The following is a 21,418-nucleotide window of genomic DNA, read 5'->3' as shown; positions in this document are numbered from 1 at the left end:
AGCGCCCACGCGGCCAGGCCGCCGGCCAGCCCGGCGACGGCCACCGAGCTGCCCGCGCTGTAGTTGCCGAACACGTAACTGAAGGCGTTGCCGGCCAAGCCGCCGGCCACGTACAGGGACGCCCAGCGGGCCCGGCCGAACGTCCGCTCGGCGGTGACGCCGACGAGGAGCAGCATCACCCCGTTGAAGACGACCTGGTGCCAGCCCTCCGGGTTGACGAGGATCGGGGTGATCAGGCGCCACCACTCGCCGGAGAAGAAGTCGTTGGTGCGGGCGAGGGCGCGGGCGAAGCCGGGGACGAGGTGTCCGGCGGAGGTGGTCACGGCGGTGACGCCGAAGACGGCCCAGGTGAGGACGGGACGGGCCGCGGGGGTGCTGCCCGACGCGGTGCCAGGGGATGAGGGGCGGTTCACGGCTGGTCCTTCCGAGCGGGACGGTCAGGCGCTGATCCTTGCAGGGGGTGGTCAGGCGACGGGAGCGGGCTCGCTCCGCGGCTCGGGCTGCCGGCCGGCCGTGCGCAGCATGGCGGCGCAGACGAGGGCGACGCTCATGACGGCGGCGGCCACCGCGAACACCACGCCGAGCGACGAGACGAACGCCCCCACGGCCGCCGGATGAGTGGCGACGCCTGAGATGTCCAGCCCACCGGTCCGGGCGGCGAGCACGCGGGCCAGCAGCGAGCCGAGGACGGCGGAGCCGACGGCCATGCCGAGGTTCTGGAACCAGCGGATGCCGGTGGTGGCCACGCCGAGGTGCGCGGCCGGCGCCTGCTGCTGGACGAACACGATGAGCTTGCCGAGGAGCTGGCCGAAGCCGAGCCCGACCAGCACGAGGGCGGCCCGCACCAGCCACAGCGAGGTGTCCGGGCGCAGGAACGCGAGCCAGGTCAGGGCGATCGCCGTGGCCCCCGTGCCGGCGACGAGGGAGGCCCGGACGGAGGCGTTCCGGCCGAGGAAGCCGGAGGCGGTCAGCCCGAGCGCCATGAAGACGAGGTAGCCGGCGGCTCCGGTGGCGCTCACGCCGCGCGCCACCTGGAGGTAGAGCATCAGGTAGATCATGGTGCCGACCATGGCGACGCTGCACAGAGCCTGGACGAGGAAGGCGCCGCGCAGGGCGCTGACCCGGAAGAGGCTCAGCGGCAGGACGGGGTGCTCGGCGGTGGCCTGCCGCCGGAGGAACAGCGCGAGCGACACGACAGCGGCGGCGCCCAGGCCGAGGATCATCGGCGAGGTCCAGGCGTACTCGGTGCCGCCCCAGTCGCAGACCAGCAGCAGGGCGCAGGCGAAGGCGGCGGCGAGCGCGGCGCCCGCGACGTCGATGGAGCCCCTGACGGCGTGCCGGGGGATGCGCACGGCCCACAGGGCCCCCGCGATGATCAGCGCGGTGATCGGCAGGTTGACGAGGAAGGCCAGCCGCCAGTTGCCGTGGTCGGCGAACAGGCCGCCCAGCAGCGGGCCGACCGCGAAGCCGATGCCCGCGACCAGGCCCGCGGTGGCACCGGGGCCGCCCTTGTCGCCGGGCCTGCGCAGGTGGGCCATCACCACCATGGTCACGCTCATGAGGCCGCCCGCGCCGATGCCCTGCACGGCGCGGAAGGCGATGAGCTGGCCCATGTTCTGCGCGAGCCCGCACAGCAGCGAGCCGGTGGCGAACGTGGCCACCGCGCCGAGGAAGACCTGCTTGGCGCCGAGCGCGTCGCACAGCCGGCCGTACAGGGGGAGCACGGAGGTGGCGCCCAACGCGAACGCGGTGACGAGCCAGGCGACGTGGTCGAGGCCGCCGGCGGGGTCGAGCTCGCGGACGATCGGGACGATCGCGGAGGAGACGATGTTCTGGTCGAGGACGGCCACGACGATCGTGAGCAGGCAGAGCAGCTTGGCCACTCCGAGCTGGGTGTCGGTCATGGCGGTACTCTAAGATGAAAATTACACTGAGACAAGTTTTTATCTTGGTGTACTATTGACCTCATGGGACTCGGGTTGCGGGAGACGAAGAAGCTGCGGACCCAGCGCGAGATCTGGGAAGCGGCGATCCGGATGTTCGTGGAGCGCGACTTCGACAACGTGTCGGTGGCGGAGATCGCCGCGGCGGTCCAGGTGTCGAGGAAGACGGTCTTCAACTACTTCGCGACGAAGGAGGACATCGTCCTCACGCCGATGGAGGAGCACGTGGCGGACTCCGCCGTCGTCGTGCGCGAGCGCGCCCCCGGCGAGACGGCCGTGGCCGCGCTGCGCCGCGACTACCTCGACCGCCTCACCCGGCGGGACGCCTCGGTGGGGCTCAGCGACGCGCCGCACACCCTGGCCGTCATGCGGCTCATCCTGTCCACCCCCGCCCTGCAGGTCAGGGCCTTCTCCTTCCACGAGCGCGCCCAGGAGCTGCTGACCCGCGAGCTGGCCGTCCAGTCGGGGCGCGACGACGTGACGGCCCGCGTGGCGGCGGCGCAGATCGTCTCCACGCGCGCCGCCCTGACCAGCGAGAACCTGCGCCGCCTGCTGGCGGGCGAGCCGGCCGACGCGGTGTACCCCGACGCGGTCGCCGACGCCGAGCGCGCCTTCGACCTGCTGGAGCACGGCCTCGGCGACTACTGCGGCTGACCGTCCGCCCCGGCGCGGGCCGGCCGCAGGTTCGCCGACAGCAGGTCGAGCAGCGGCTCGCGCCGGGCGCACCGCTCCAGCAGGAACGAGTCGGCCAGCGCCAGCAGCTCGTCGTCGCCGAGTCCCCGGAACAGCTCCGCGTACTCCGGCAGCAGCGCCTGCGCGAGCAGGATGTGCCTGATGAGGTCGTCGGTCTGGTAGCGGGCGCCCCACGGGTACGGCTCCCAGCCCGGCGCCTCCTCCTCGATGAGCCGGTGCAGCGGCGCCAGTTCGGCGGACGTCTCCTCCATGGTCGAGCCCCACCGGTCGACGCCGAGCCGCCGCTTCTTGGCGATGAACGTACCGAAGCGCTCCAGGTACGGCCCGCGGGCGCAGACCAGGCCCTGCAGGCCCACGTCCTTGTACGTCCACAGCGACCAGCCGGCCCCGTACGCGTCGTAGATCTCCAGTTGGTCCCGCAGGATCTGGTAGCGCTGCCCGTCGGTGTCCGGGTCGCCGGTGTAGACGGGCCCGAACTCGCCCACCCAGAGCGGCGTCCCCGTCTCCCGCTGGAAGCGCGAGCGCCGCTCGAAGGTCCGCTCCAGCGCGTCCCGGTCGCACCACTCGCCGCGCGTGTAGCCGGGGTACGGCCCGCCGTGGGCGAACCCGGCCAGCGCGTAGTCGTGACAGACGAACACCGTGTTCTCGTACATCTCGCGGAAGACCGTGAAGTCCGTGGCGTACGTGTTGCCGTCCAGGAACAGGACGTGCCGCGGGTCGGCGGCGCGCAGCGCCTTCACCAGCCGGTCGTAGAACGGGCCGACGACCTTGCCCGACGGGTCGCCCGGCTCGTTCACCGGGTTGTAGCCCGCCACCCACGGATGGTCGCGGTAGTGGTCGGCGATCGCCTCCCACAGGTGCACCACCCGGTCCTGGAAGTGCCGGTGCCGCCAGAACGCGGCGATGTGCGTGGGGTTGTCGGAGTGCCAGTGCTGGTTCTGCGAGCCGGGCAGGGCGTGCAGGTCGATCACGCTGTACACGCCGTGCGCGCCCAGCAGATCGATCACCCGGTCCAGGTGCCGGAAGCCGTCCTCGACGATCTCGAACGGACGGTCGTCCGACTCGAAGTGCCGGTAGTTGACCGGGATGCGCACGCAGTTCATGCCCAGCCCCGCCAGCAGCGCCGCGTCGTCCTCGGTGAAGAACGAGGTGAGCAGCCGCTCGAAGAACAGCGCCGCCCGCTCCTCGCCCAGCACCTCACGCACGGCCAGCCGCATCGACGACTCGTCGCCGGGGTAGCCGGTGATGAAGTTCTCCATGTTGAGCCAGCCCCCGAGGCCCACCCCGCGCAGCCACACCGGCGTGCCGTCGGAGGTCAGGAGCCGTGTTCCGGACACGTGCAGCATGGTCACCCTTTCGTCGCTCCCGCGGTCAGTCCGCCGATGAGGTGCCGCTCGGCGACGGCGTAGAAGCCCAGCGCCGGCAGCATGGCCAGCACCAGGTAGGCGAGCACCCGCGCGATGTCCGAGGTGTACTGGCCCTGGAACTGCTGGACGCCCAGGGGCAGCGTCCACGCCGTCTCGTCGCTGAAGACCACCAGCGGCAGCATGAAGGTGTTCCAGCTCCCGACGACGGCGAGCACCGAGACGGTGGCCAGCGCCGGGCGGGCCATCGGTAGCAGGATCCGCCAGAAGAACCCGAACGGCGTGCAGCCGTCGATGGTGGCGGCCTCCTCGATCTCGCCCGGGATGCTGCGGAAGAAGCCGCGCAGGATGATGATCGTCAGCGGCAGCCCGAAGGCGGCCTGGGTGAGGATCACCCCGAGCGGGTTGTCGAGCAGGCCGAGGGTGCGCAGCATCACGAAGATCGGCAGGATGGCCACCGCGAACGGGAACATCAGGCCCACGGTGAAGACCGTGAACAGCAGCTCCCGGCCCCGGAAGGCGAAGCGGGCGAACACGTAGGCCGCCATCGCCGACAGCAGGACCACGATCGCCGTGGTCGCCACCGCGATGAACGTGCTGTTCCAGAGCTGCCGCCAGAACGAGCCCGAGCCGAGGACGTCGGTGTAGTTCTCCGTCACCCACGGGTCGGGCAGGCCGAAGGGGTTGGTGGAGAGCTGGTCGGTGCTCTTGAAGCCGCCGAGCAGCGCGTACACGATCGGCACGAGGATGAACGCGCCCACGATCCAGGCGACCGCGTGCAGGGGAAGGGTGCGTCTCACCGGTGGTCTCCCATCGACGTCGTCGCGCCCTCGAGGTCGCGGCGCATCACGAACCGCTGGTAGAGCAGCGCGAAGACGAGGCTCAGCCCGAACATGACGACGCTGATGGCGCTGGCGTAGCCCACCTGGTTGCGGCCGAAGCCGAACTCCATCATCGTGACCGCCATGGTCTCCGAGGCGTGCGACGGGCCGCCCTCGGTGAGGATCCACACCAGGTCGAAGAGCTGGATCGTGTAGATGACGGACAGGAACACGCTGATCCGGATCGTCGGGCCGAGCAGCGGCAGCGTGACGTGGCGGAACACCCTCCACGGCGTGGCGCCGTCGATCCGCGCGGCCTCGATCAGCTCGTCCGGGATGTTCTGCCGCCCCGCCAGGTAGATCATCATGTGGAAGCCGAAGTACTTCCACGTCATCACGAGGAACACCGACGGCAGCACGGTGCCCGTGTCGGCCAGCCACTCCGACTCCAGCCCGAACACGCCGAGGATCTGGTTGGCCAGCCCCGCGTCCGGTGACAGGAGCAGCGAGAACAGCACCCCCGTGATGACCTCCGACAGCACGTACGGCGCGAAGAACACCAGCCGGTAGACGGCCCGCCCGCGCACCCGCTGGTGCAGCAGCATGGCGATGGCCAGCGAGAACGGCAGCTGCACGCCCAGCGACAGCAGGATGATCACGGCCAGGTGCCAGAGGTCCTGCCGGAAGACCTCGGTGCCGAAGAGCCGGGTGAAGTTGTCCAGGCCGACGAAGTTCGTCGGCAGGCCGCCGAAGCCGTTCCACTTGAACGCGCTGGCGTACAGCGCGACCACGATCGGCGCGACGACCAGCAGCAGGAACAGCACCAGGGCCGGCAGCACGAACAGCGTGATGGTCATCCAGGGCCGGCGCCTGCGCCGCGGCGGCCGGGCGCGGGCCGCGGGCGCGGGCGCCTGCGGCCCTCGCGTGAGCGTCGTCATTCGCTCTTGGCCACTTCCGTGACGGCCCCGGCGACCTGCTGCGGCGTCTTGGTGCCGGCGATGAGCTGGGCGACGCTGTCGTTCACCTCCGCGCCGACCGCGGGCGGGTACGCCTGGTCGAGGTAGAGCTGGAAGCCGGTCGCGCTCGCCAGGGACTCCGCGACGACCTTGAGGTTCGGGTCCTTGACGGCGCTCTCCTCGCCCTGGAGCACGGGCAGCACGCCGCCCTTCTCGACGGCCCTGCTGTGGTTGGCCATCTCGTCGAAGAACTTGACGAACTCCACCGCCTCCGGCGGCGCGTCGGCGCCCACGGCCAGGCCGCCGCCACCGCCGAACGCGTCGGTGATCGCGCCCTTGCCGCCGTCGACCGCCGGGAAGGGGAAGAAGCCGAGGTCGTCGCCGAGGCCCTTGCCCGACGACTTCTGCACGGCCGGCGCCCACTGACCCATCAGCTCCATGGCGGCCTTGCCGTTGGAGACGCTCGCGGACTGCCCGTCGGGGGTGGAGTAGCCGGCGCCGAGGAAGCCCTTCTGGAACGGCTGGAGGTCGGCCAGCGCCTTGAGCTGCTGCCCGGCGGCCACGAAGTCGGGGGTGTTGAAGTTCTTGTCGGTCGCGGCCTGCTGGAGCGCCGGCACGCCGCCGATGCGCATGGCCAGGTAGGCCCAGTAGTAGTGGCCCGGCCACTTCTCCTTGCCGGCCAGCGCGACCGGGGTGGTGCCGGCCGCCTTGAGCTTCTTGACGTCGTCGAGGAGCTCGGCCCAGGTGGCGGGCGGCTGCTGGATGCCGGCCTTGGCGAAGAGCTTCTTGTTGTACCAGAAGCCGACCATGCCGATGTCGGTCGGTAGGCCGTACGTCTTGCCGTCGAACTGGTAGGCGGCCAGCGACGCCTTGGTGAAGCCGCCGAGGATGGGGGCGACGTCGGCGGAGATGTCCTTGACCAGGTCCGCTTCGATCTGCTGCTTGAGGACCCCGCCGCCCCACGTGGCGAACACGTCGGGCGCCTTGCCGGACTGGGTGAGGGTCGTGATCTTGGACTTGTACGCCTCGTTCTCGAGGACGGTGGCCTTGATGGTGACGTTGGGATGCTTGGCCTCGAACTCCTTGGCCCGCTCGGCCATGATTGTTTTCATCGGCTCGGTGGTCGACAGGTGCCACAGCTCCAGGGTCACCTTGGCCGGTGAGCCCGCCTGGCTCTGCTTCGGCTCGGCGGCGCCGCCTCCGCCGCCACCGCATCCGGTGACGAGCGCGGCCGTCGCGATCAGCAGGAAACCACGTTTCATAGGGGTTCTCTCCTCAGGCCGAAAGTTTCGTGAAACCCCCCGATAATTTCGCTGACCGGAGCATAGGTAAACGGCCTGTTACGCGTCAATAGCAGGAACGGGAGCATCGCTGGCCCGAAAGTTTCGGTACACTCTGGAGCCATGTCAGCCAAGAGGCGGGTGACGATCGCCCTGATAGCCGAGGAGGCCGGGGTGTCCATCCCCACGGTCTCCAAGGTCATCAACGGCCGTCCCGAGGTCGCTCCCGCGACCCGCTCCCGCGTCGAGCGGCTGCTCCAGCAGCACGGCTACCAGCGGCGCGCCAGCACCGGCGACACCCCCGCCGGGCTCGTGGACCTCGTCTTCGCCGAGATCGAGTCGCCGTGGGCCATGGAGATCGTCCGCGGCGCCGAGAGCGCCGCCCACGAGGCCGGGGCCAGCCTCGTCATCTCCGTCCTGCACACCCACGCCGGGCCCGGCCGCGACTGGATGGAGCGCCTGGCCGGTCGCCGCACCGACGGCGTCGTCATCGTCGCCTCACGCCTGTCGGCCGGGGTGCAGGACCAGCTTCGCGCCCGCTCGCTGCCGTTCGTGGTCGTCGATCCGGAGGGGGAGCCGGCGCCCGGCGTCGTCTCCGTCGGCGCCACCAACTGGAACGGCGGCCTGGCCGCCACCCGGCACCTGGTCGAGCTCGGCCACCGCCGCATCGCCATGATCAGCGGTCCCGCCGACATGCTGTGCAGCCAGGCCCGCATCGACGGCTACCGCGCCGCCCTGGAGACCGCCGGCATGCCGGTCACGCCCGAGCTGATCCGGCGCGGCACCTTCCTCGTCGACTCCGGCCACGACAACGGCCACGCCCTGCTGTCGCTCGACGACCCGCCCACGGCCATCTTCGCGGGCAGCGACCTGCAGGCGTTCGGCGTGTTCGAGGCCGCCCGACAGCGCGGGCTGCGGGTGCCGGAGGACCTCAGCGTCGTCGGCTTCGACGACCTGCCGCTCGCCCGCTCGGCCTGGCCGCCGCTGACCACCGTCCGCCAGCCGCTGCAGGAGATGGCCGCGCTGGCCACCCGCACGGTGCTCGCGATGGGACGGGGCGAGCTGCCGGAGACGCGGCGCGTCGAGCTGGCCACGGAGCTGATCGTCCGGGAGAGCACCGCGCCCCTGACCTGATCCCCGGCGAAGGGCAGCGGTGGAAGAGGCTCGCCTGCCCCCGTCGCCTCTACGCCGCCGATGACGGGGGCTGCCTCAGTCAGCACAACCCGGAGGCCGCCGACGGCCTGGACGGCTTCGGCGCGGCCGCCGCCACCGCGGAAGCGCGGCGCGTACGCCCGGTTTCCCGATCGGCCTCCCGGGCAGCCGGTACGGCATGCTGCGAAATCTGGTGAACGGAGCCGTCGGCGGAGCCCTTGCCACGGTGGCGATGAGCACGGTCATGGTGGCCGGTCAGCGCGCCGGCCTCATGGGGGACCAGCCGCCCAAGCGCATCGTCCGCGCGATCCTGCCCGGTCACCCGCGCAAGCCCAAGCCGGGGGAGGGCGTGCTGGCGACGGCCGCCCACTTCGCGTTCGGGATCGGGTCCGGCGCGCTGTTCGGCGTGCTGACCCGGGGCCGGGGCCGGGTGCCGCTCGGCGTCGTGTACGGCCTCGCGATCTGGTACGGCAGCTACGCCGGCTGGGTGCCCAAGCTCACGACCCTGCCGCCGGCCCACCGCGACCGGCCCGGCCGCCAGGCGGTGATGGCCGCCGGCCACGTCGTCTACGGCGTGACGCTGGCGAACGCCGTCAACCGCCTCGACCACCGCGCGGCCGAGGCGGCCTGACCGCACCCATCGGGAGGCGCCGCTCGTCATCAGGCGTCAGAGGCGCCCCCGCGTCAGTAGACGTCAGAGGCGCCCCGCGTCAGTAGGCGGCGGAGGCGGCCCGCGTCAGTAGGCGGCGGAGGCGGCCTCGTGTCCGTAGGCGTCCGCCTGTGCCGAGTACCGGCGGATGCCCCCGGTCGCGGGGACGCGCTCGGCCAGCCCCGGGTCGCCCGACAGCAGCGTCTCGGCCGCCTCCTGGGCGGTCCCGCCCATGGCCGTCACCAGGGCGGCCAGCGCGCCCGTGACGTACGCCGCGGCGGCCGACGTGCCGGCCCAGCTCGCGTAGCCACCGAAGTCCACGGGCCGCTCGTACGTGCTGACGACCAGCACGCCCTCGGCGTCGCGCTCCACCAGGGAGGCCCGGCGCAGGAACAGCCCGTCGTGCTCACCGGGCGCCATGAGGCTGATCCACGGCGCCGACTGCGAGTACGGTGCCCGCTCGCCCTTCTCGTCCAGGGCGCCCACGGCGATCACGCCGGGCAGCGCGGCCGGGTAGATCGTGCTGTCGCGCGTCGGGCTCGGGTACGGCCGCGACACGGGCAGCCCCCAGTTGCCGGCGCTGGCCACGTGCAGGCACCCGAGCCGCGACTCGGCCCGCTCCAGCACGAACGGCGCCCTGCCGTCCCAGGTGGTGCCGCCGAGCGCGGTGAGCAGGAGGTGCACCTCGCCCCTGAACAGGACCATCGCCTTGGCCAGCGACCACGAGTCGACCTGGTTCTCCTCGTTCAGCGCCTGGCGGATCACGATGTCGGCCCCGGGCGCCTGCCGGGCGACGATCCCGGCCAGGTGGACGGCGTGCCCCATCGTGGCGGGCGCGTCGGGCCGCTCCTGCTCGCCGAACGCCGCCGAGTCGGCCAGGTAGTGCCCGGCGAGGGGGGGTGGCGGTAGAAGGCGCCGTCGAGGATGCCGACCCGCACGCGGGGGCCCTGGTAGGTCGAGCGGGCCGGGATGACCACGTCGGGCTCGCCGGCCAGCCGCCGCGGGTTGCCGTCGAGGCCGCCCGTGTACGGCAGGCCGTCGGCGTGCATGCGGACCTTGGCCATGCGCGGCACCCACGAGCCGTTGCGCAGCCGGTCGCGCAGGTGGAACAGCAGCCGGTCCAGGTCGGTCGGCGCGGGCGCGCCCGGCGGCAGCCCCGCGGCGCGGGCCTCGGCGATCATCCGCTGGTCCAGGTCCTCGGCGAAGGGGAAGCGGCGGAGATCGCCCACCTGGATCCTGGTCAGGCCGAGCACGAGGTCCCGGTCCGGCGGCGCGGCCAGGTGGCCCTCCAGTTCGGCCAGGACCGGTCCCTCGTCGCGGGTCTCGGCCACGAGCTGGTCGTCGAGGTAGCGGTCGGTCCTCGTGGCGCCCTCGGCGTACGGCATGGCGTTCCTCCTTCGCACGGCTCGTAGGGGACGGAGGGCGCGGCCCGTCCCCTGATACAGCGCTCCGTCAGAGAGTGATCCAGCTCGTCGACACCCGGACCCCGTCGCCGGTGCGGCACTGCAGGTGGAACGGGTGGTCCGGGATGGGCCTGATCGTGAATCCGCCCACCTCGTCGCTGCGGACGGTGGCCGTGACGCCGGACAGCACGCGCACGTTGATGTCGGTCACCTGGCCCGGCACGATCTGCCCGACGAGGGCGTCGCCGGCCACCTCCAGCTCGATCGTCAGCGAGTGGCAGGCGAACGTGAGCGCGCGCAGCGGCGCCGACTCCGACCGGGTGAGCGCGGCCGTCCGCTCCCCGTCCGTCTCGGAGTCGTAGGCCAGCCGGGCCAGCTCGTCGTCGATGGAGCGCCAGGTGAACGCCGCCTGCGCCGACGCGACGACCTCCCGCGGCACCTCCTCGGCCGCCCGGATCGCGACGGCCAGCTCCGCCAGGGTCTCCTCGTCGCTCCAGGGCCGCCCGCGGCCGCCGCTCCCGGGCTGCCCGGGGTCGCCGCCCCGCCGCCTCTCGGGGTCGCCGCCCCACCGCCGCTCAGACATGACCGCCGCCTTCCGGGCCGAGGTGATCGTGCAGGTACGGGCTCTGGCGCAGCCTGTCCAGGCACCGGGCGCGTCTCGGCCCGATCCCGCCGACCGGCGTGCCGATCTCCACGGGCTGGACGGGGCGCGGCTCGCGCACCTGGCGGCGCACGGCCGGCTGCACGCCGCCCACCCGCTGTTCTCCTCGCTGCACCTGTCGGACGGCCCGCTCACCCTCTACGACCTCGAACGGCTGCGCCGCGCCCCGCGCGTCGTCGTGCTGGCGGCGTGCGAGAGCGGCCGGTCCATCGTCCGCGCCGGCGACGAGCTGCTGGGGCTGAGCGCGACCTTCCTCGCCCACGGCGCCCGTACGGTCATCGCCTCGGTCGTGCCCGTGCCGGACGCCGAGACGGCCTCGCCCATGGCGGCCCTGCACCGCCTGCTGGCCGCCGGGCGGTCCGCGGCCACGGCGCTGGCCGAGGCGCAGGGGGAGGTCTCGGGCGACCTGCCGGGCGCCTCGGCGGGCTTCGTCTGCATCGGCGCGGACGTGCGGCTGGACCCGCCGGGCCTTCCGGGCGGCGGCGCGCATGCAGGGGGCGCGCACGCAGGGGGCGGGGACGCGGCGGCGCGTGCCGCCGGGAGGCGAGGCGGGTAGGGTCGGCGCACGTGAGCACCGAGTTGGAGGAACTGGCCGCGCGGCTGCGCGCGTTCGCCCGGGCCCGGGACTGGGAGCAGTTCCACACCCCGAAGAACCTCGCGATGGCGCTGGCCGGCGAGGCGGGCGAGCTGGTGGCCGAGTTCCAGTGGCTCACACCGGGCGAGTCGGCGAGCCTCGACCCGGCCACGCTCGACCGGGTCCGCGGTGAGCTGGGCGACGTGACGGCCTACCTCGTGCGGCTGGCCGACGTCCTCGGGATCGACCTGGTGGAGGCGGCCCGGGCCAAGCTGGAGGAGAACGAGCACCGCTACGACCCCGCGCTCTACCGCGGCTCGGCCAGGAAGGCGCCCCCGCTGCCCCCTCACCCGGACCGCTGACCGGGCCCGGGAACGGCGAGCTTCTCGCCGGCTTGAGGCCGCGCATAAGGTGACGGGCATGCGATTCGGCGTGCTCGGCCCGCTGGCCGTCTGGACCGACGCCGGGGAGAGCGTGACGATCCCCGGCCTGAAGGTGCGTGCGCTCCTCGCGGATCTCCTCGTCAGCGAGGGGTACGTCGTGTCCACGGACCGGCTGGTGGACGACCTGTGGACCGGCGAGCCGCCGGGCAACCCGGCCGGCGCGCTCCAGGTGCGCGTGTCCCAGCTGCGCAGGGCGCTGGAGGACGCCGAGCCGGGCGCCAAGAACCTCGTCGTCTCCCGCGCCCCCGGCTACCTCCTCCAGGCCGGGCCCGGGGCCGTGGACGCCGCCCGCTTCACCGATCTGGTGGCGCGCGCCGAGACGGCCGACGGCCCGCGCGCCACGGCGGCGCTGCTGTCGGAGGCGCTCGGGTTGTGGCGGGGGCCGGCGTTCGCCGACTTCGCCGACGAGGAGTTCACCAGGGCGGCGATCGTCCGCCTGGAGGAGCAGCGCCTCGCCGCGCTGGAGCGGCACGCCGAGGCGCGCCTGGAGCTGGGCGAGCACGGGCTGCTCGCGGGCGAGCTGGGCGACCTCGTCGCCCGCCACCCGCTGCGGGAACGGCTGCGCGCCGTCCACATGCGCGCCCTGTACCGGGCGGGACGGCAGAGCGAGGCGCTGGCCGGCTACACCGACCTGCGCGAGCGGCTGGCCGAGGAGCTCGGCCTCGATCCCGGCCCCGAGCTGGCCGGGCTGTACCAGGCGATCCTCGGCCAGGACCCCGCGCTCAGCGCCGCGGCCGAGCTGCCGCCCACCAACCTGCCCGCCCCCGTCAGCAGGCTGATCGGTCGCGACGACGCGGTCGCCGAGGTCGCCGCCCTGCTGGAGGACGAGCGGCTCGTCACGCTGACCGGCAGCGGCGGCGTCGGCAAGACCCGGCTCGCGATCGAGGTCGCCCACCGGCTGTCCGGCGCGTACGCCGACGGCGCCTGGCTGGTGGAGCTGGCCGCGCTCGACCGTGCGACGGGCTCGCCCGCCGAGGCCGTCATGGAGGTGCTCGGCATCCGCGAGGGCACCGGCGGCGGGGCGCCCGCCGCGCGGCTCGCCGAGGCGTTGCGCACCCGCGAGCTGCTGCTCGTGCTCGACAACTGCGAGCACGTGGTCGAACGGGTCGCCGAGCTGGCCGAGGCGCTGCTGCGGGCCGTGCCGGGGATGCGCGTGCTGGCCACGAGCCGCGAGCCGCTGGCCCTGCCCGGCGAGGTGCTGTGGAGTGTGCCGCCGCTCGGCGTGCCCGACCTCGGCGCCTTCGACACCGTCCTCGGAGCCTCCCCGGCCACCGCCCTCGCCGCCGCGGAGCGGTCCGACGCCGTACGCCTGTTCGTGGCCCGCGCCGCCGCCTCGACGCGCGGCTTCGCGCTGGACACCGGCAACGCCGAGGCGGTCGTACGGCTCTGCCGCCGGCTCGACGGCATCCCGCTCGCGCTGGAGCTGGCCGCCACCCGGGTGCGGGCGCTCGGCGTGCAGGGGGTGGTGGCGCGGCTGGACGACCGGTTCCGGCTGCTCGCCTCCGGGCACCGCGGAGCGCCGCCCCGCCAGCAGACGTTGACCGCGGTCATCGACTGGAGCTGGAACCTGCTGACGCCGTCCGAGCGGGTGGTGCTGCGCCGCCTGGCCGTCCACGCCGACGGGTGCACGCTGGAGGCGGCCCAGGAGGTCTGCGCGGGCGACGGCGACGGACGGCTCGCGGAGCTTGACGTCCTCGACCTGCTCGCCCGGCTGGTGGACCGGTCGCTGGTGGTGGTCGTGGACGGCCCGGCAGGCGTCCGGTACCGGCTGCTGGAGTCGGTGGCCGAGTACTGCCTGGACCGCCTGGCCGAAGCGGGAGAGGTGGAGGAGGTACGGCGCGCCCACGCCCGCCACCACCTGGCCCTCGCCGAGCGGGCGGAGCCCGCCCTGTACGGGCACGACCAGAGCGTATGGCTGCAACGGCTCGACGCGGAGGCGGCCAACCTGCGCGCGGCCCTGGAGACGGCGGCCCGCGGCGACGACGCCGGCACCGCGATCCGCCTGGTCAACGCGCTGAGCTGGTACTGGTACCTGCGCGGCCGGCCCGGTGAGGCCCGGCGCTCGCTGGAGACGGCGCTCGCCCTCCACGGCGAGGCGCCCGGCAGGGCCAGGGCGGCGGCCTGGCGGGCCGGGTTCGCGATGATCCTCGGCGACGAGGCGACCTGGGACACCATCGCCATCGACGACCCCCGCGAGAGGGCCCGGGCCGAGCTCTTCCTCGGCATGGCGATCTCCGACGTGCCGGCGGCGCAGGAGCTGATCGGCGCAGCGCTGACGACGTTCCGCGCGATCGGCGACGAATGGGGCGTCGCCGCGGCCCTCAGCAAGCGGGCCCGCGACGCCTTCACCGCGCGTGACGTCGTCGCCCTCGAACGCGACAGCGAGGAGAGCGCCCGCCTGTTCGACCAGCTCGGCGACCGGTGGGGGCGGCTCCAGGCCACGGAGTGGCTGGCCGGCCTGGCCGACATGAAGGGCGATTCCGACGGGGCCAGGCGGCTGTTCGAGGACGGGCTGCGCGTGGCCGAGGAGCTCGGGCTGTGGGCCGAGGCCGCCCGCCGTACGGCCTGGCTGGGCTGGGGAGCCCTGCACGGCGGCGACTACGGGCGGGCGATGGAGCTGTGCGGCCGGGGGCTGCGGCTGTCGGTCGAGCAGGGCTTCCGCGAGGGCTCGGTCATGGCCGAGATGGGCCTCGCCTTCGCCGCGCGCCGGGCCGGGCGGCTCGACCTGGCCGAGCCGCACCTGCTGCACCTGCTCGAAGGGGTGCCGCGCCATCCCGGCGCCGAACCCGCGCTGCACCTGCCCACCACGCTCGTCGAGCTGGGACACCTGCGCGAACGGCTCGGCGACGCCGAGGAGGCCCGCGCGCTGCACCTGGAGGCGCTGACCGCGGCGCAGCGGGTCGGCGACCCGGCCACGGTCGCGTTCGCCGTGGACGGGCTCGCCTCCGCGCTGGCCGCCCTCGGCTCGCCCGAGCGGGCCGCACGGCTGCTCGGCCTGGCCGCCGCCGCCCGCGAGGCCGGCCAGATGCCGGCGGGGCCGTCGCAGGCGGAGGAGATCGGACGCGTCACCGGGCGGGTGCGCGCGGCGCTGGGCGAGGAGAGGTTCGAGGCGCTGTACGAGGAGGGCGGCCGGCTCAAGCCGGACGACGCGCCCGGCCTCTGAGGGGCTCTCGTGAGGGTCACGCCCGGGCCACGTGCTCGGCCAGCCGGTCGAAGAACTCGGTCCAGCCCGCCTTGGCCTGCCGGGCGTGCTCCTCGTCGGTGTTGACCCCGAACTGGTGGAAGCGCATCGCGGTCCCGCCGTCCGACTCGGTCAGCTCCAGCGTGACCACCGAGGCGGGGCCGTCGCCCGGGTCGTCCGGGTCGCCGGTGGTGAAGACCAGCCGGCCGGGGCCGTCCACCTCGCGGTAGGTGCCGCCGAGCGGGGCCTCGAAGCCGCCTTCGCCGACCAGGACCACCTGCCAGGCGCCGCCGGGCCGGACGTCGGCGACGATCCGCTCCGCGGGGGCGGTGAAGGAGCGGGGGCCGAACCAGCGGGACAGGCGCCCGGGCTCGGTCCAGGCGGCGTAGACCTCCTCGCGGGGGGCGTCGAGGGTCCGGGTGATCTCGAACTGCGCGGTCTGCGGCATGGTGCTGCCTTTCGCTCGTGGGCTCGTCGGTCTGACCTGTCCCACGATGCCGGGGCCGCCTTACGATCCCCTTCCCGCCTTCTTAAGGCGCCTCCTCAGCCCGCCTCCACCATCGGGTCGGCCGCCAGGTAGCCGGTGAGGTCGGGGTCGTCCGGCCGGGCCAGCACGTGCTCCACCCAGGCCCGCCGTTCGCAGTCGATGGCCACCAACTGCCAGACGCAGCCGATCGGCGCGTCGAGCGGCATGCGGCGCAGGTCGGTCGTGCCCAGGTCGGCCCGCCACATCCGCTGGAACAGGATGTCGGACCGCCACCAGCAGACGTTCGCCCACAGCGCCTCGGTGCCGCGGTCCACGATGACGAACGCCACCCCGCCCCCTGGGGGCAGGTCCTGCTCGGCCGCCTGCAGCGCGGCCTCCACCTCGAAGTCGTCGGGCAGCTCTCCTTCCGCGGTGATGCCGATGACCTTCACGCTCCACCCGGCCGTCATCGTCACGCCTAAGGACCGGGTCCGGCGCGGCCGGTACGGGGATCTCAGTGGCTCCAGAGGGGTCATGGATCAGAAGGTAGTCCCGTACGGGGAGCGATCAGAAGCCCGTTCGGCACTTACGTCGAGCCTGACATGCCGCATGATCGGACTGTGGACGGGATACGCACGGTTGGATAGCCTTTCCAGGGATTTTTCAGGCGTTTTCCGGGCTTTTCGGGGACTCAAAGGGGCCTATGGACGGGCTGGCTGACGAGGACTTGGCACTGCTCCTGCTGATCCGCTGCTTCGAGCGGAAGCTGCTCGCGCTCTTCGAGCAGGGGGAGCTCAACGGCACCACCCACACCTGCCTCGGGCAGGAGTACGTCCCCGTCTCGCTGCGGCCCCTGCTCCGCGACAGCGACTGGATCTTCAGCAACCACCGCGGCCACGGCCACTACCTGGCCCGCTTCGACGACCCCGAGGGGCTGCTGGCCGAGATCATGGGCCGCGAGGGGGCCGTCTGCGACGGGGTGGGCGGCAGCCAGCACCTGCGGCGCGAGCGCTACCTGTCCACCGGCGTGCAGGGGCAGAGCCTGCCCGTGGCCGCCGGGGTGGCGCTCCACCTCAGTCGGCACGAGCCCGGCGCCCTCGCCTGCGCGTACATCGGCGACGGCACCTGGGGCGAGGGTGCCGTGTACGAGGCGCTGAACATGGCCGCGCTCTGGCGCCTGCCGCTCCTGGTCGTCGTCGAGCACAACGGCATCGCGCAGTCCACGCCCACGCCGGCGCAGATGGCCGGCACGGTGGCGGGGCGGGCGGCGGCGTTCGGCGTCCGGCACCACGCGCTCGACACCCTGGACGTCACCGCCGTCAGGCGCGAGGTCGCCCCGCTGATCGAGGAGGCCCGCGGGGAGCCGGCGCCGCTCGTGCTGGAGTTCGCCACGCACCGGCTCGGCCCGCACAGCAAGGGCGACGACGTCCGCCCGCCCGGCGTCCCCCTGATCGACTGGTACGCCGCCTACCAGGCCGCGCACCCCGCCCAGTCGGCCCGGATCGAGGCCGCGGCCCGCGACCGGGTCGAGCGCGTCGCCGCCGAGGTCGCGGCCCGGCCCCCCGCCTCGTGGAGCGCCGCATGAGGACCTTGTGGAGCGTCGCGTCGAGGACCACGCGGGGCGTCGCATGAGGGTCGCGGAGAACCTCAACCGGGCCCTGCACGGCCTGCTGCGGGACGATCCGTCCGTGTACGTCCTGGGCGAGGACATCCTCGACCCGTACGGCGGCGCCTTCAAGATCACCAAGGGGCTGTCGGAACGCTTCCCGGACCGCGTGCTCGCGACGCCGCTGAGCGAGGGCGCCATCGCCGGCGCCGCCGCCGGGCTCGCGCTGGCGGGGGACAAGGCCGTGGTCGAGATCATGTTCGGCGACTTCGCCGCGCTCGCGTTCGACCAGATCGTGAACTTCGCCGCCAAGTCGGTCACCATGTACGGCCGGCGCGTCCCCATGCCGCTGATCGTCCGCTGCCCCTCCGGCGGCCACCGCGGCTACGGCCCCACCCACAGCCAGACCCTGCAGAAGCACTTCCTCGGGGTGCCGGGGTTGTCGCTGTTCGAGGTGACGCCGTTCCACGACAACCGCGCCGTGCTCGACCGCATGCTCGCGCTCGGCGAGCCGTGCCTGCTCTTCGAGGACAAGGTCCTCTACACCCGCCCCATGTACGGGGAAGGGGACGTGGACGAGCTGTTCGCCTGGCGGCTCGTGGACGACGTCGCCGTGGTGGAACTGGCCGGCGGCGGCGACCCGGACTACACGCTGATCGTCCCCGGCGGCCTCGTCCACCGGGCGGTGCCGGCCATGCGGGCGCTGCTGCTGGAGCACGACCTGGCGGGGGCGCTGCTCGTGCCGTCGCGGTTGCACCCGTTCGACCCGGCGGGGACGCCGGGACTCGTGCCGCTGCTGGCGCGTACCGGGCTCGTGTGCGTCGCCGAGGACGGCACGGCGGGCGGCACCTGGGGCGAGCACGTCGCGGCCGGCCTGCACGCGCGCCTGTGGGGGACGCTGCGCCGCCCCGTCGCCCTGGTCAGCTCGGCCGCGAGCGTCATCCCGACGGCCGTCCACCTGGAGCGGGAGGTGCTGGTGCAGGACACGACGATCCGCTCCGCCGTACTGGAGGGTCTGCATGGGTGAGCTCCGCGTCCCGAAGCTCAACAACAACGACTCGGAGTACACGCTGCTGGAGTGGCTCGCCGAGGACGGCGCGCCGGTGCGGCGCGACGACCCGGTGGCGACGCTGGAGACGTCGAAGGCGGTGGAGGAACTGGCGGCGGAGGAGGACGGCACGATCATGCACCTGGTGGCGCCGGGTTCCCTCTGCCGCCCCGGGGAGCTTCTGGCGCAGATCACCCATGACGGCGCCCCGCCTCCACTGCCCCGCGCCGCAGTGGACACGGCGAGCACCGGGAACGGCGCCCCGCCTCCGGCACGCGCGGATCAGGAGACGGCCGGGGCGCGCGGCGGCCCGGTCATCACGGCCCCGGCCCAGGACCTCATCGACAGCCTCGGCCTCGACCCGGAACTGGTGCGGAGCCTGGACGTGAAGGTGGTGCGCCGCGCGGACGTGGAACGTCTGGCCGCGGCCGGTGGCGGGCGGGACCAGAGCTCGGCCGGTGGCGGGCGGGATCAGGGCTCGGCCGGGGGCGTGCGGCAGGGGCTCTCGTCCCACCAGAGGGCGGTGGGCAGGACCGTCACCCTCTCCCACCGGACCATCCCCGCCGCGTACACCGCGATCAAGGTGGACGTGGGGGCGGCCCTGACCTTGACCCGCGACCTCACCCGGCGGCTGCGCAAGCTGGTCGGCCTCCCGGACCTCCTCATCGCCGCCGTCGCGTCCCTGCACGACAAGCACCCGATGTTCTTCGCCGAACTCGTGGACGAGGCGACCGCCGTGATCCCCGAGGCGCCCGCGGTCGGGGTGACCATCGACCTGGGCACGGGCCTGTTCGTCCCCGTCGTCCACGGCCGCCCGCCGCTCGCGGAGATCGCCGAGACCATGGCCGCCTTCCGCAAGCACGCCCAGCACGGCACCTTCACGGAAACCCACCTGCGGGGCGCCAACATCGCGGTCACGCTGCACCACGACCCGGACATCGTCCTGGCCGTCCCGATCATCGCCCCGGGCCACGCCTGCGCCCTCGCCCTGGCCTCCCCGCAACCGCAGGGGGACCGCACGGTGGCGACGATCGGCCTCGCCTACGACCACCGCCTCAACAACGGCCGCGACGCGGTCCTCTTCCTCCAGGCCGTCAAGGAGATCGTGGAGTCACCCGAGGGGGTGTGAGACAGCGCCTCGTCGTTGCTCCATGGCCCACCGGGCGGGGTCGGGCCTGTGGCCCGGCCGGAAGCGACGCCTGAGCCCGTCGGCGCGAAGCGCACCAAGGCCAAGCCCACTTGACCAGGGGCGGGACGCCCGGCGCGTCGGGTGACGGGCGGACGGACAGGATGCAATGTGCGGCATCGGCGGGTCGCCGCACAACCCCGGACCGTCATTTGTGACCGTCCCGAAATCTGGTTATAACGCCTTCATAACGTCCCATCTACACGTGTTGCTACTCGCGGAATCCTGGCCGAATACTGCGTCAACACGAGTAGATGGGACTTGCGTAGTGGTCACACGCCGCGATGTGGCGCGGCTGGCCGGCACCTCAGAGGCCGTCGTCAGCTACGTGCTCAACAACGGGCCGAGGAACGTCGCCCCGCACACCCGCGAACGGGTGCTGCGCGCGATCGACGAGCTCGGATACCGGCCGAACGCCGTAGCCCGTTCGTTGCGCACCAACCGCACGCACACGATCGGGCTCGTCGTCCCCGACAACGCCAACCCCTTCTTCGCCGAGCTGGCCCGTGAGATCGAGGACGTCGCCTTCCAGCACGGCCTGACGGTGCTGCTCGGCAACGCCATGGACGACGACGATCGCGAGGCCGCCTACGTGCGGACCCTGATCGACCGCCAGGTGGACGGGCTGATCCTGATTCCCGCCCACGGCCCGCGCGCCTGGCGGTCCCAGCTGGCCGCCTCCGGGGTGCCGTGCATCGTGCTCGACCGCGAGCTCGACGACACCCCGGCCAGCCACCTGCTTCTCGACAACGAGGGCGGCGCGCACGAGGCGACCAGGCACCTGCTGGAGCACGGGCAGCGGCGCATCGGCTGCGTGGCGGGGCCGAAGGACATCCACCCGACCGTCGACCGTGTCGCCGGCTGGTCGCGGGCGCTGGCCGAAGCCGGTCTCGACCCGGCCTCGATGCCGCTGGCCCACGGCCCGTACGGGCGGCGGCAGGGCTACCTCAGCGGCCGCCGGCTCCTGTCGCAGGACGACCGGCCCACCGCGCTCTTCGTGACCAGCGACGAGCAGGCGATCGGCGTCATGCGCGCCGCCGCCGAGCTGGGGCTGAACGTTCCCGGCGACGTCGCGCTGTGCTCGATCGACGGCATCGCCGCCTCCTCCTACACCGTGCCCGCGCTCACCACCATGCGCCAGCCGATCGAGGAGCTGGGCAGGCGCGCGGTGGAGCTGCTGGCGGCCCAGATCGGTGACGCGCCGGGCGGCGAGCGCGTGGTCCTGTCGGCCACCCTGATCCGGCGCGGCTCCTGCGGCTGCCCCGACCCCGCGGGCGGGCTGGACGATGCGTGAGCTGGAGCTGGTCGTCGTCGGCAGCCTCAACATGGATCTCACGGTCCCGGTGACGCGCCTTCCCGGCCGGGGCGAGACGGTCGCGGGCGCCGCCGCGGTGCGGGCCGCCGGTGGCAAGGGCGCCAACCAGGCGGTGGCCGCCGCCCGGCTGGGCGCGCGGGTGCGCCTGGTGGGCCAGGTCGGCGACGACGCGCTGGGCCGCGACCTGCTCGCCGCCGTGGCGGGCGAGGGCGTGGACGTCTCAGGTGTACGGCAGGCGCCCGCCGCCACCGGGCTGGCGATGATCGTCGTCGAGGACGGCGGCGAGAACATGATCACCGTCGCCCGGGGCGCGAACGGGCTGTTCCACCTCACCGACCTCGACCTCTCCGGTGCCGGCGCGATCCTCCTCCAGCTGGAGATCCCGGTCGCCGCCTGCCTGGCCGCCGCGCGGCAGGCCAGGGCGCAGGGCGTGCCGGTGATCCTCAACGCCGCGCCGTACACACAAGGACTTGACGAGCTGCTCGCCCTGGTGGACCTGCTGATCGTCAACGAGGGGGAGGCCGCCGCCCTGTGCGGCGGCACCGACCCCGCAGGGCTGCTCGCGCTCGGCCCGCGCGCCGCGGTGGTGACGCTCGGCCGGCGCGAGATCGGGAGTGCGTGGTGGAGGGGAAGAGTGTTTGTGTCTACGTGTTGTACTAGGGGGGCGCGGGTTCAAT

General features: G+C 73.4%; 22 protein-coding genes. 11 read left to right on the top strand and 11 right to left on the bottom strand.

The window, feature by feature from the left end; translation table 11 throughout:
* Together AB0H81_RS33970 and AB0H81_RS33965 are read right to left on the bottom strand one after the other, a co-directional pair.
* Positions 1 to 413: rhomboid family intramembrane serine protease (locus tag AB0H81_RS33970; RefSeq protein ID WP_358382954.1), on the bottom strand; the 413-nt coding region annotated here is incomplete at its 3' end.
* Between the two features lie 51 nt (positions 414 to 464).
* Positions 465 to 1,904, bottom strand: a complete 1,440-nt coding sequence (locus AB0H81_RS33965) for an MFS transporter (protein ID WP_358382952.1) — start codon at positions 1,902 to 1,904, stop codon at positions 465 to 467.
* Between the two features lie 63 nt (positions 1,905 to 1,967).
* Between AB0H81_RS33965 and AB0H81_RS33960 the strand changes: the two genes are divergently transcribed.
* Positions 1,968 to 2,597 carry a helix-turn-helix domain-containing protein gene (locus tag AB0H81_RS33960; protein ID WP_358382949.1) on the top strand — a complete coding sequence of 210 codons (630 nt, stop codon included), beginning with the start codon at positions 1,968 to 1,970 and terminating at the stop codon, positions 2,595 to 2,597.
* Here the strand turns inward: AB0H81_RS33960 and AB0H81_RS33955 are convergent.
* Genes AB0H81_RS33955 through AB0H81_RS33940 form a run of 4 tightly spaced genes read right to left on the bottom strand, consistent with a single transcriptional unit; the run spans position 2,585 to position 7,039 of the window.
* Positions 2,585 to 3,982 carry a cellulase family glycosylhydrolase gene (locus AB0H81_RS33955; protein WP_358382957.1) on the bottom strand — a complete coding sequence of 466 codons (1,398 nt, stop codon included), beginning with the start codon at positions 3,980 to 3,982 and terminating at the stop codon, positions 2,585 to 2,587. The genes AB0H81_RS33960 and AB0H81_RS33955 overlap by 13 nt on opposite strands.
* Positions 3,983 to 3,984: 2 nt before the next feature.
* Positions 3,985 to 4,800, bottom strand: a complete 816-nt coding sequence (locus AB0H81_RS33950; RefSeq protein ID WP_358382946.1) for a carbohydrate ABC transporter permease — start codon at positions 4,798 to 4,800, stop codon at positions 3,985 to 3,987.
* Positions 4,797 to 5,759 carry a sugar ABC transporter permease gene (locus AB0H81_RS33945; protein WP_358382943.1) on the bottom strand — a complete coding sequence of 321 codons (963 nt, stop codon included), beginning with the start codon at positions 5,757 to 5,759 and terminating at the stop codon, positions 4,797 to 4,799. The genes AB0H81_RS33950 and AB0H81_RS33945 overlap by 4 nt, the downstream gene beginning before the upstream one ends.
* On the bottom strand, positions 5,756 to 7,039 hold the full coding sequence (locus AB0H81_RS33940; RefSeq protein ID WP_358382940.1) for an extracellular solute-binding protein: 1,284 nt from the start codon (positions 7,037 to 7,039) through the stop codon (positions 5,756 to 5,758). The genes AB0H81_RS33945 and AB0H81_RS33940 overlap by 4 nt, the downstream gene beginning before the upstream one ends.
* A gap of 141 nt (positions 7,040 to 7,180) precedes the next feature.
* Here AB0H81_RS33940 and AB0H81_RS33935 point away from each other — a divergent pair, with 141 nt between their 5' ends.
* Both AB0H81_RS33935 and AB0H81_RS33930 read left to right on the top strand, forming a co-directional pair.
* The gene (locus tag AB0H81_RS33935) at positions 7,181 to 8,191 is read left to right on the top strand and encodes a LacI family DNA-binding transcriptional regulator (RefSeq protein ID WP_358382937.1); all 1,011 of its coding nucleotides are present in this window, start codon (positions 7,181 to 7,183) and stop codon (positions 8,189 to 8,191) included.
* A 211-nt stretch (positions 8,192 to 8,402) separates the two neighbouring features.
* Positions 8,403 to 8,840 (top strand): DUF6789 family protein, encoded by a 438-nt coding sequence (locus AB0H81_RS33930; protein WP_358382934.1) that lies wholly within the window; start codon positions 8,403 to 8,405, stop codon positions 8,838 to 8,840.
* 105 nt (positions 8,841 to 8,945) lie between these two features.
* Here the strand turns inward: AB0H81_RS33930 and AB0H81_RS33925 are convergent, their stop codons facing one another.
* The 3 genes from AB0H81_RS33925 to AB0H81_RS33915 form a co-directional block, all read right to left on the bottom strand.
* On the bottom strand, positions 8,946 to 9,683 hold the full coding sequence (locus AB0H81_RS33925; protein ID WP_358382931.1) for a S8 family serine peptidase: 738 nt from the start codon (positions 9,681 to 9,683) through the stop codon (positions 8,946 to 8,948).
* Positions 9,620 to 10,243: a hypothetical protein gene (locus AB0H81_RS33920; protein ID WP_358382928.1), complete on the bottom strand. Its 624-nt coding sequence runs from the start codon at positions 10,241 to 10,243 to the stop codon at positions 9,620 to 9,622. Before AB0H81_RS33920 ends, AB0H81_RS33925 begins: the two co-directional genes overlap by 64 nt.
* Before the next feature lie 67 nt (positions 10,244 to 10,310).
* Positions 10,311 to 10,844: a hypothetical protein gene (locus AB0H81_RS33915; protein WP_358382925.1), complete on the bottom strand. Its 534-nt coding sequence runs from the start codon at positions 10,842 to 10,844 to the stop codon at positions 10,311 to 10,313.
* Between AB0H81_RS33915 and AB0H81_RS33910 the strand changes: the two genes are divergently transcribed.
* From AB0H81_RS33910 to AB0H81_RS33900, 3 genes are read left to right on the top strand one after another with little or no spacing between them, the layout of a single operon-like run.
* Positions 10,843 to 11,478: a CHAT domain-containing protein gene (locus AB0H81_RS33910; RefSeq protein ID WP_358382922.1), complete on the top strand. Its 636-nt coding sequence runs from the start codon at positions 10,843 to 10,845 to the stop codon at positions 11,476 to 11,478. The genes AB0H81_RS33915 and AB0H81_RS33910 overlap by 2 nt on opposite strands.
* 11 nt (positions 11,479 to 11,489) lie before the next feature.
* Positions 11,490 to 11,858: a nucleotide pyrophosphohydrolase gene (locus tag AB0H81_RS33905; RefSeq protein WP_358382919.1), complete on the top strand. Its 369-nt coding sequence runs from the start codon at positions 11,490 to 11,492 to the stop codon at positions 11,856 to 11,858.
* Between the two features lie 58 nt (positions 11,859 to 11,916).
* Complete coding sequence (locus tag AB0H81_RS33900) at positions 11,917 to 15,102, top strand: BTAD domain-containing putative transcriptional regulator (RefSeq protein WP_358382916.1); 3,186 nt, start codon at positions 11,917 to 11,919, stop codon at positions 15,100 to 15,102.
* A gap of 16 nt (positions 15,103 to 15,118) precedes the next feature.
* Here AB0H81_RS33900 and AB0H81_RS33895 read toward each other — a convergent pair whose 3' ends face one another.
* Entirely contained in the window at positions 15,119 to 15,568 is a 450-nt protein-coding gene (locus AB0H81_RS33895; protein ID WP_358382913.1) for an SRPBCC domain-containing protein, read from the bottom strand.
* 95 nt (positions 15,569 to 15,663) lie between these two features.
* Positions 15,664 to 16,122 carry a hypothetical protein gene (locus tag AB0H81_RS33890; protein WP_358382910.1) on the bottom strand — a complete coding sequence of 153 codons (459 nt, stop codon included), beginning with the start codon at positions 16,120 to 16,122 and terminating at the stop codon, positions 15,664 to 15,666.
* A 167-nt stretch (positions 16,123 to 16,289) separates the two neighbouring features.
* Here AB0H81_RS33890 and AB0H81_RS33885 point away from each other — a divergent pair, with 167 nt between their 5' ends.
* From AB0H81_RS33885 to AB0H81_RS33865, 5 genes are all read left to right on the top strand, one after another.
* Positions 16,290 to 17,171 carry a thiamine pyrophosphate-dependent dehydrogenase E1 component subunit alpha gene (locus AB0H81_RS33885; protein WP_358382908.1) on the top strand — a complete coding sequence of 294 codons (882 nt, stop codon included), beginning with the start codon at positions 16,290 to 16,292 and terminating at the stop codon, positions 17,169 to 17,171.
* 43 nt (positions 17,172 to 17,214) lie between these two features.
* Complete coding sequence (locus tag AB0H81_RS33880; protein WP_358382905.1) at positions 17,215 to 18,219, top strand: alpha-ketoacid dehydrogenase subunit beta; 1,005 nt, start codon at positions 17,215 to 17,217, stop codon at positions 18,217 to 18,219.
* Positions 18,212 to 19,369, top strand: coding sequence for a 2-oxo acid dehydrogenase subunit E2 (locus AB0H81_RS33875; protein WP_358382903.1), 1,158 nt, complete (start codon positions 18,212 to 18,214; stop codon positions 19,367 to 19,369). The genes AB0H81_RS33880 and AB0H81_RS33875 overlap by 8 nt, the downstream gene beginning before the upstream one ends.
* Positions 19,370 to 19,694: 325 nt before the next feature.
* On the top strand, positions 19,695 to 20,720 hold the full coding sequence (locus AB0H81_RS33870; protein ID WP_358382900.1) for a LacI family DNA-binding transcriptional regulator: 1,026 nt from the start codon (positions 19,695 to 19,697) through the stop codon (positions 20,718 to 20,720).
* Positions 20,713 to 21,418: PfkB family carbohydrate kinase (locus AB0H81_RS33865; protein WP_358382897.1), on the top strand; the 706-nt coding region annotated here is incomplete at its 3' end. The genes AB0H81_RS33870 and AB0H81_RS33865, both read left to right, overlap by 8 nt.

Source organism: Nonomuraea sp. NPDC050691, assembly GCF_040654455.1.
Lineage (GTDB): Bacteria > Actinomycetota > Actinomycetes > Streptosporangiales > Streptosporangiaceae > Nonomuraea.
Note: the sequence above shows the minus strand (reverse complement) of the source record. Positions and strands in the feature narration are given on the sequence as shown.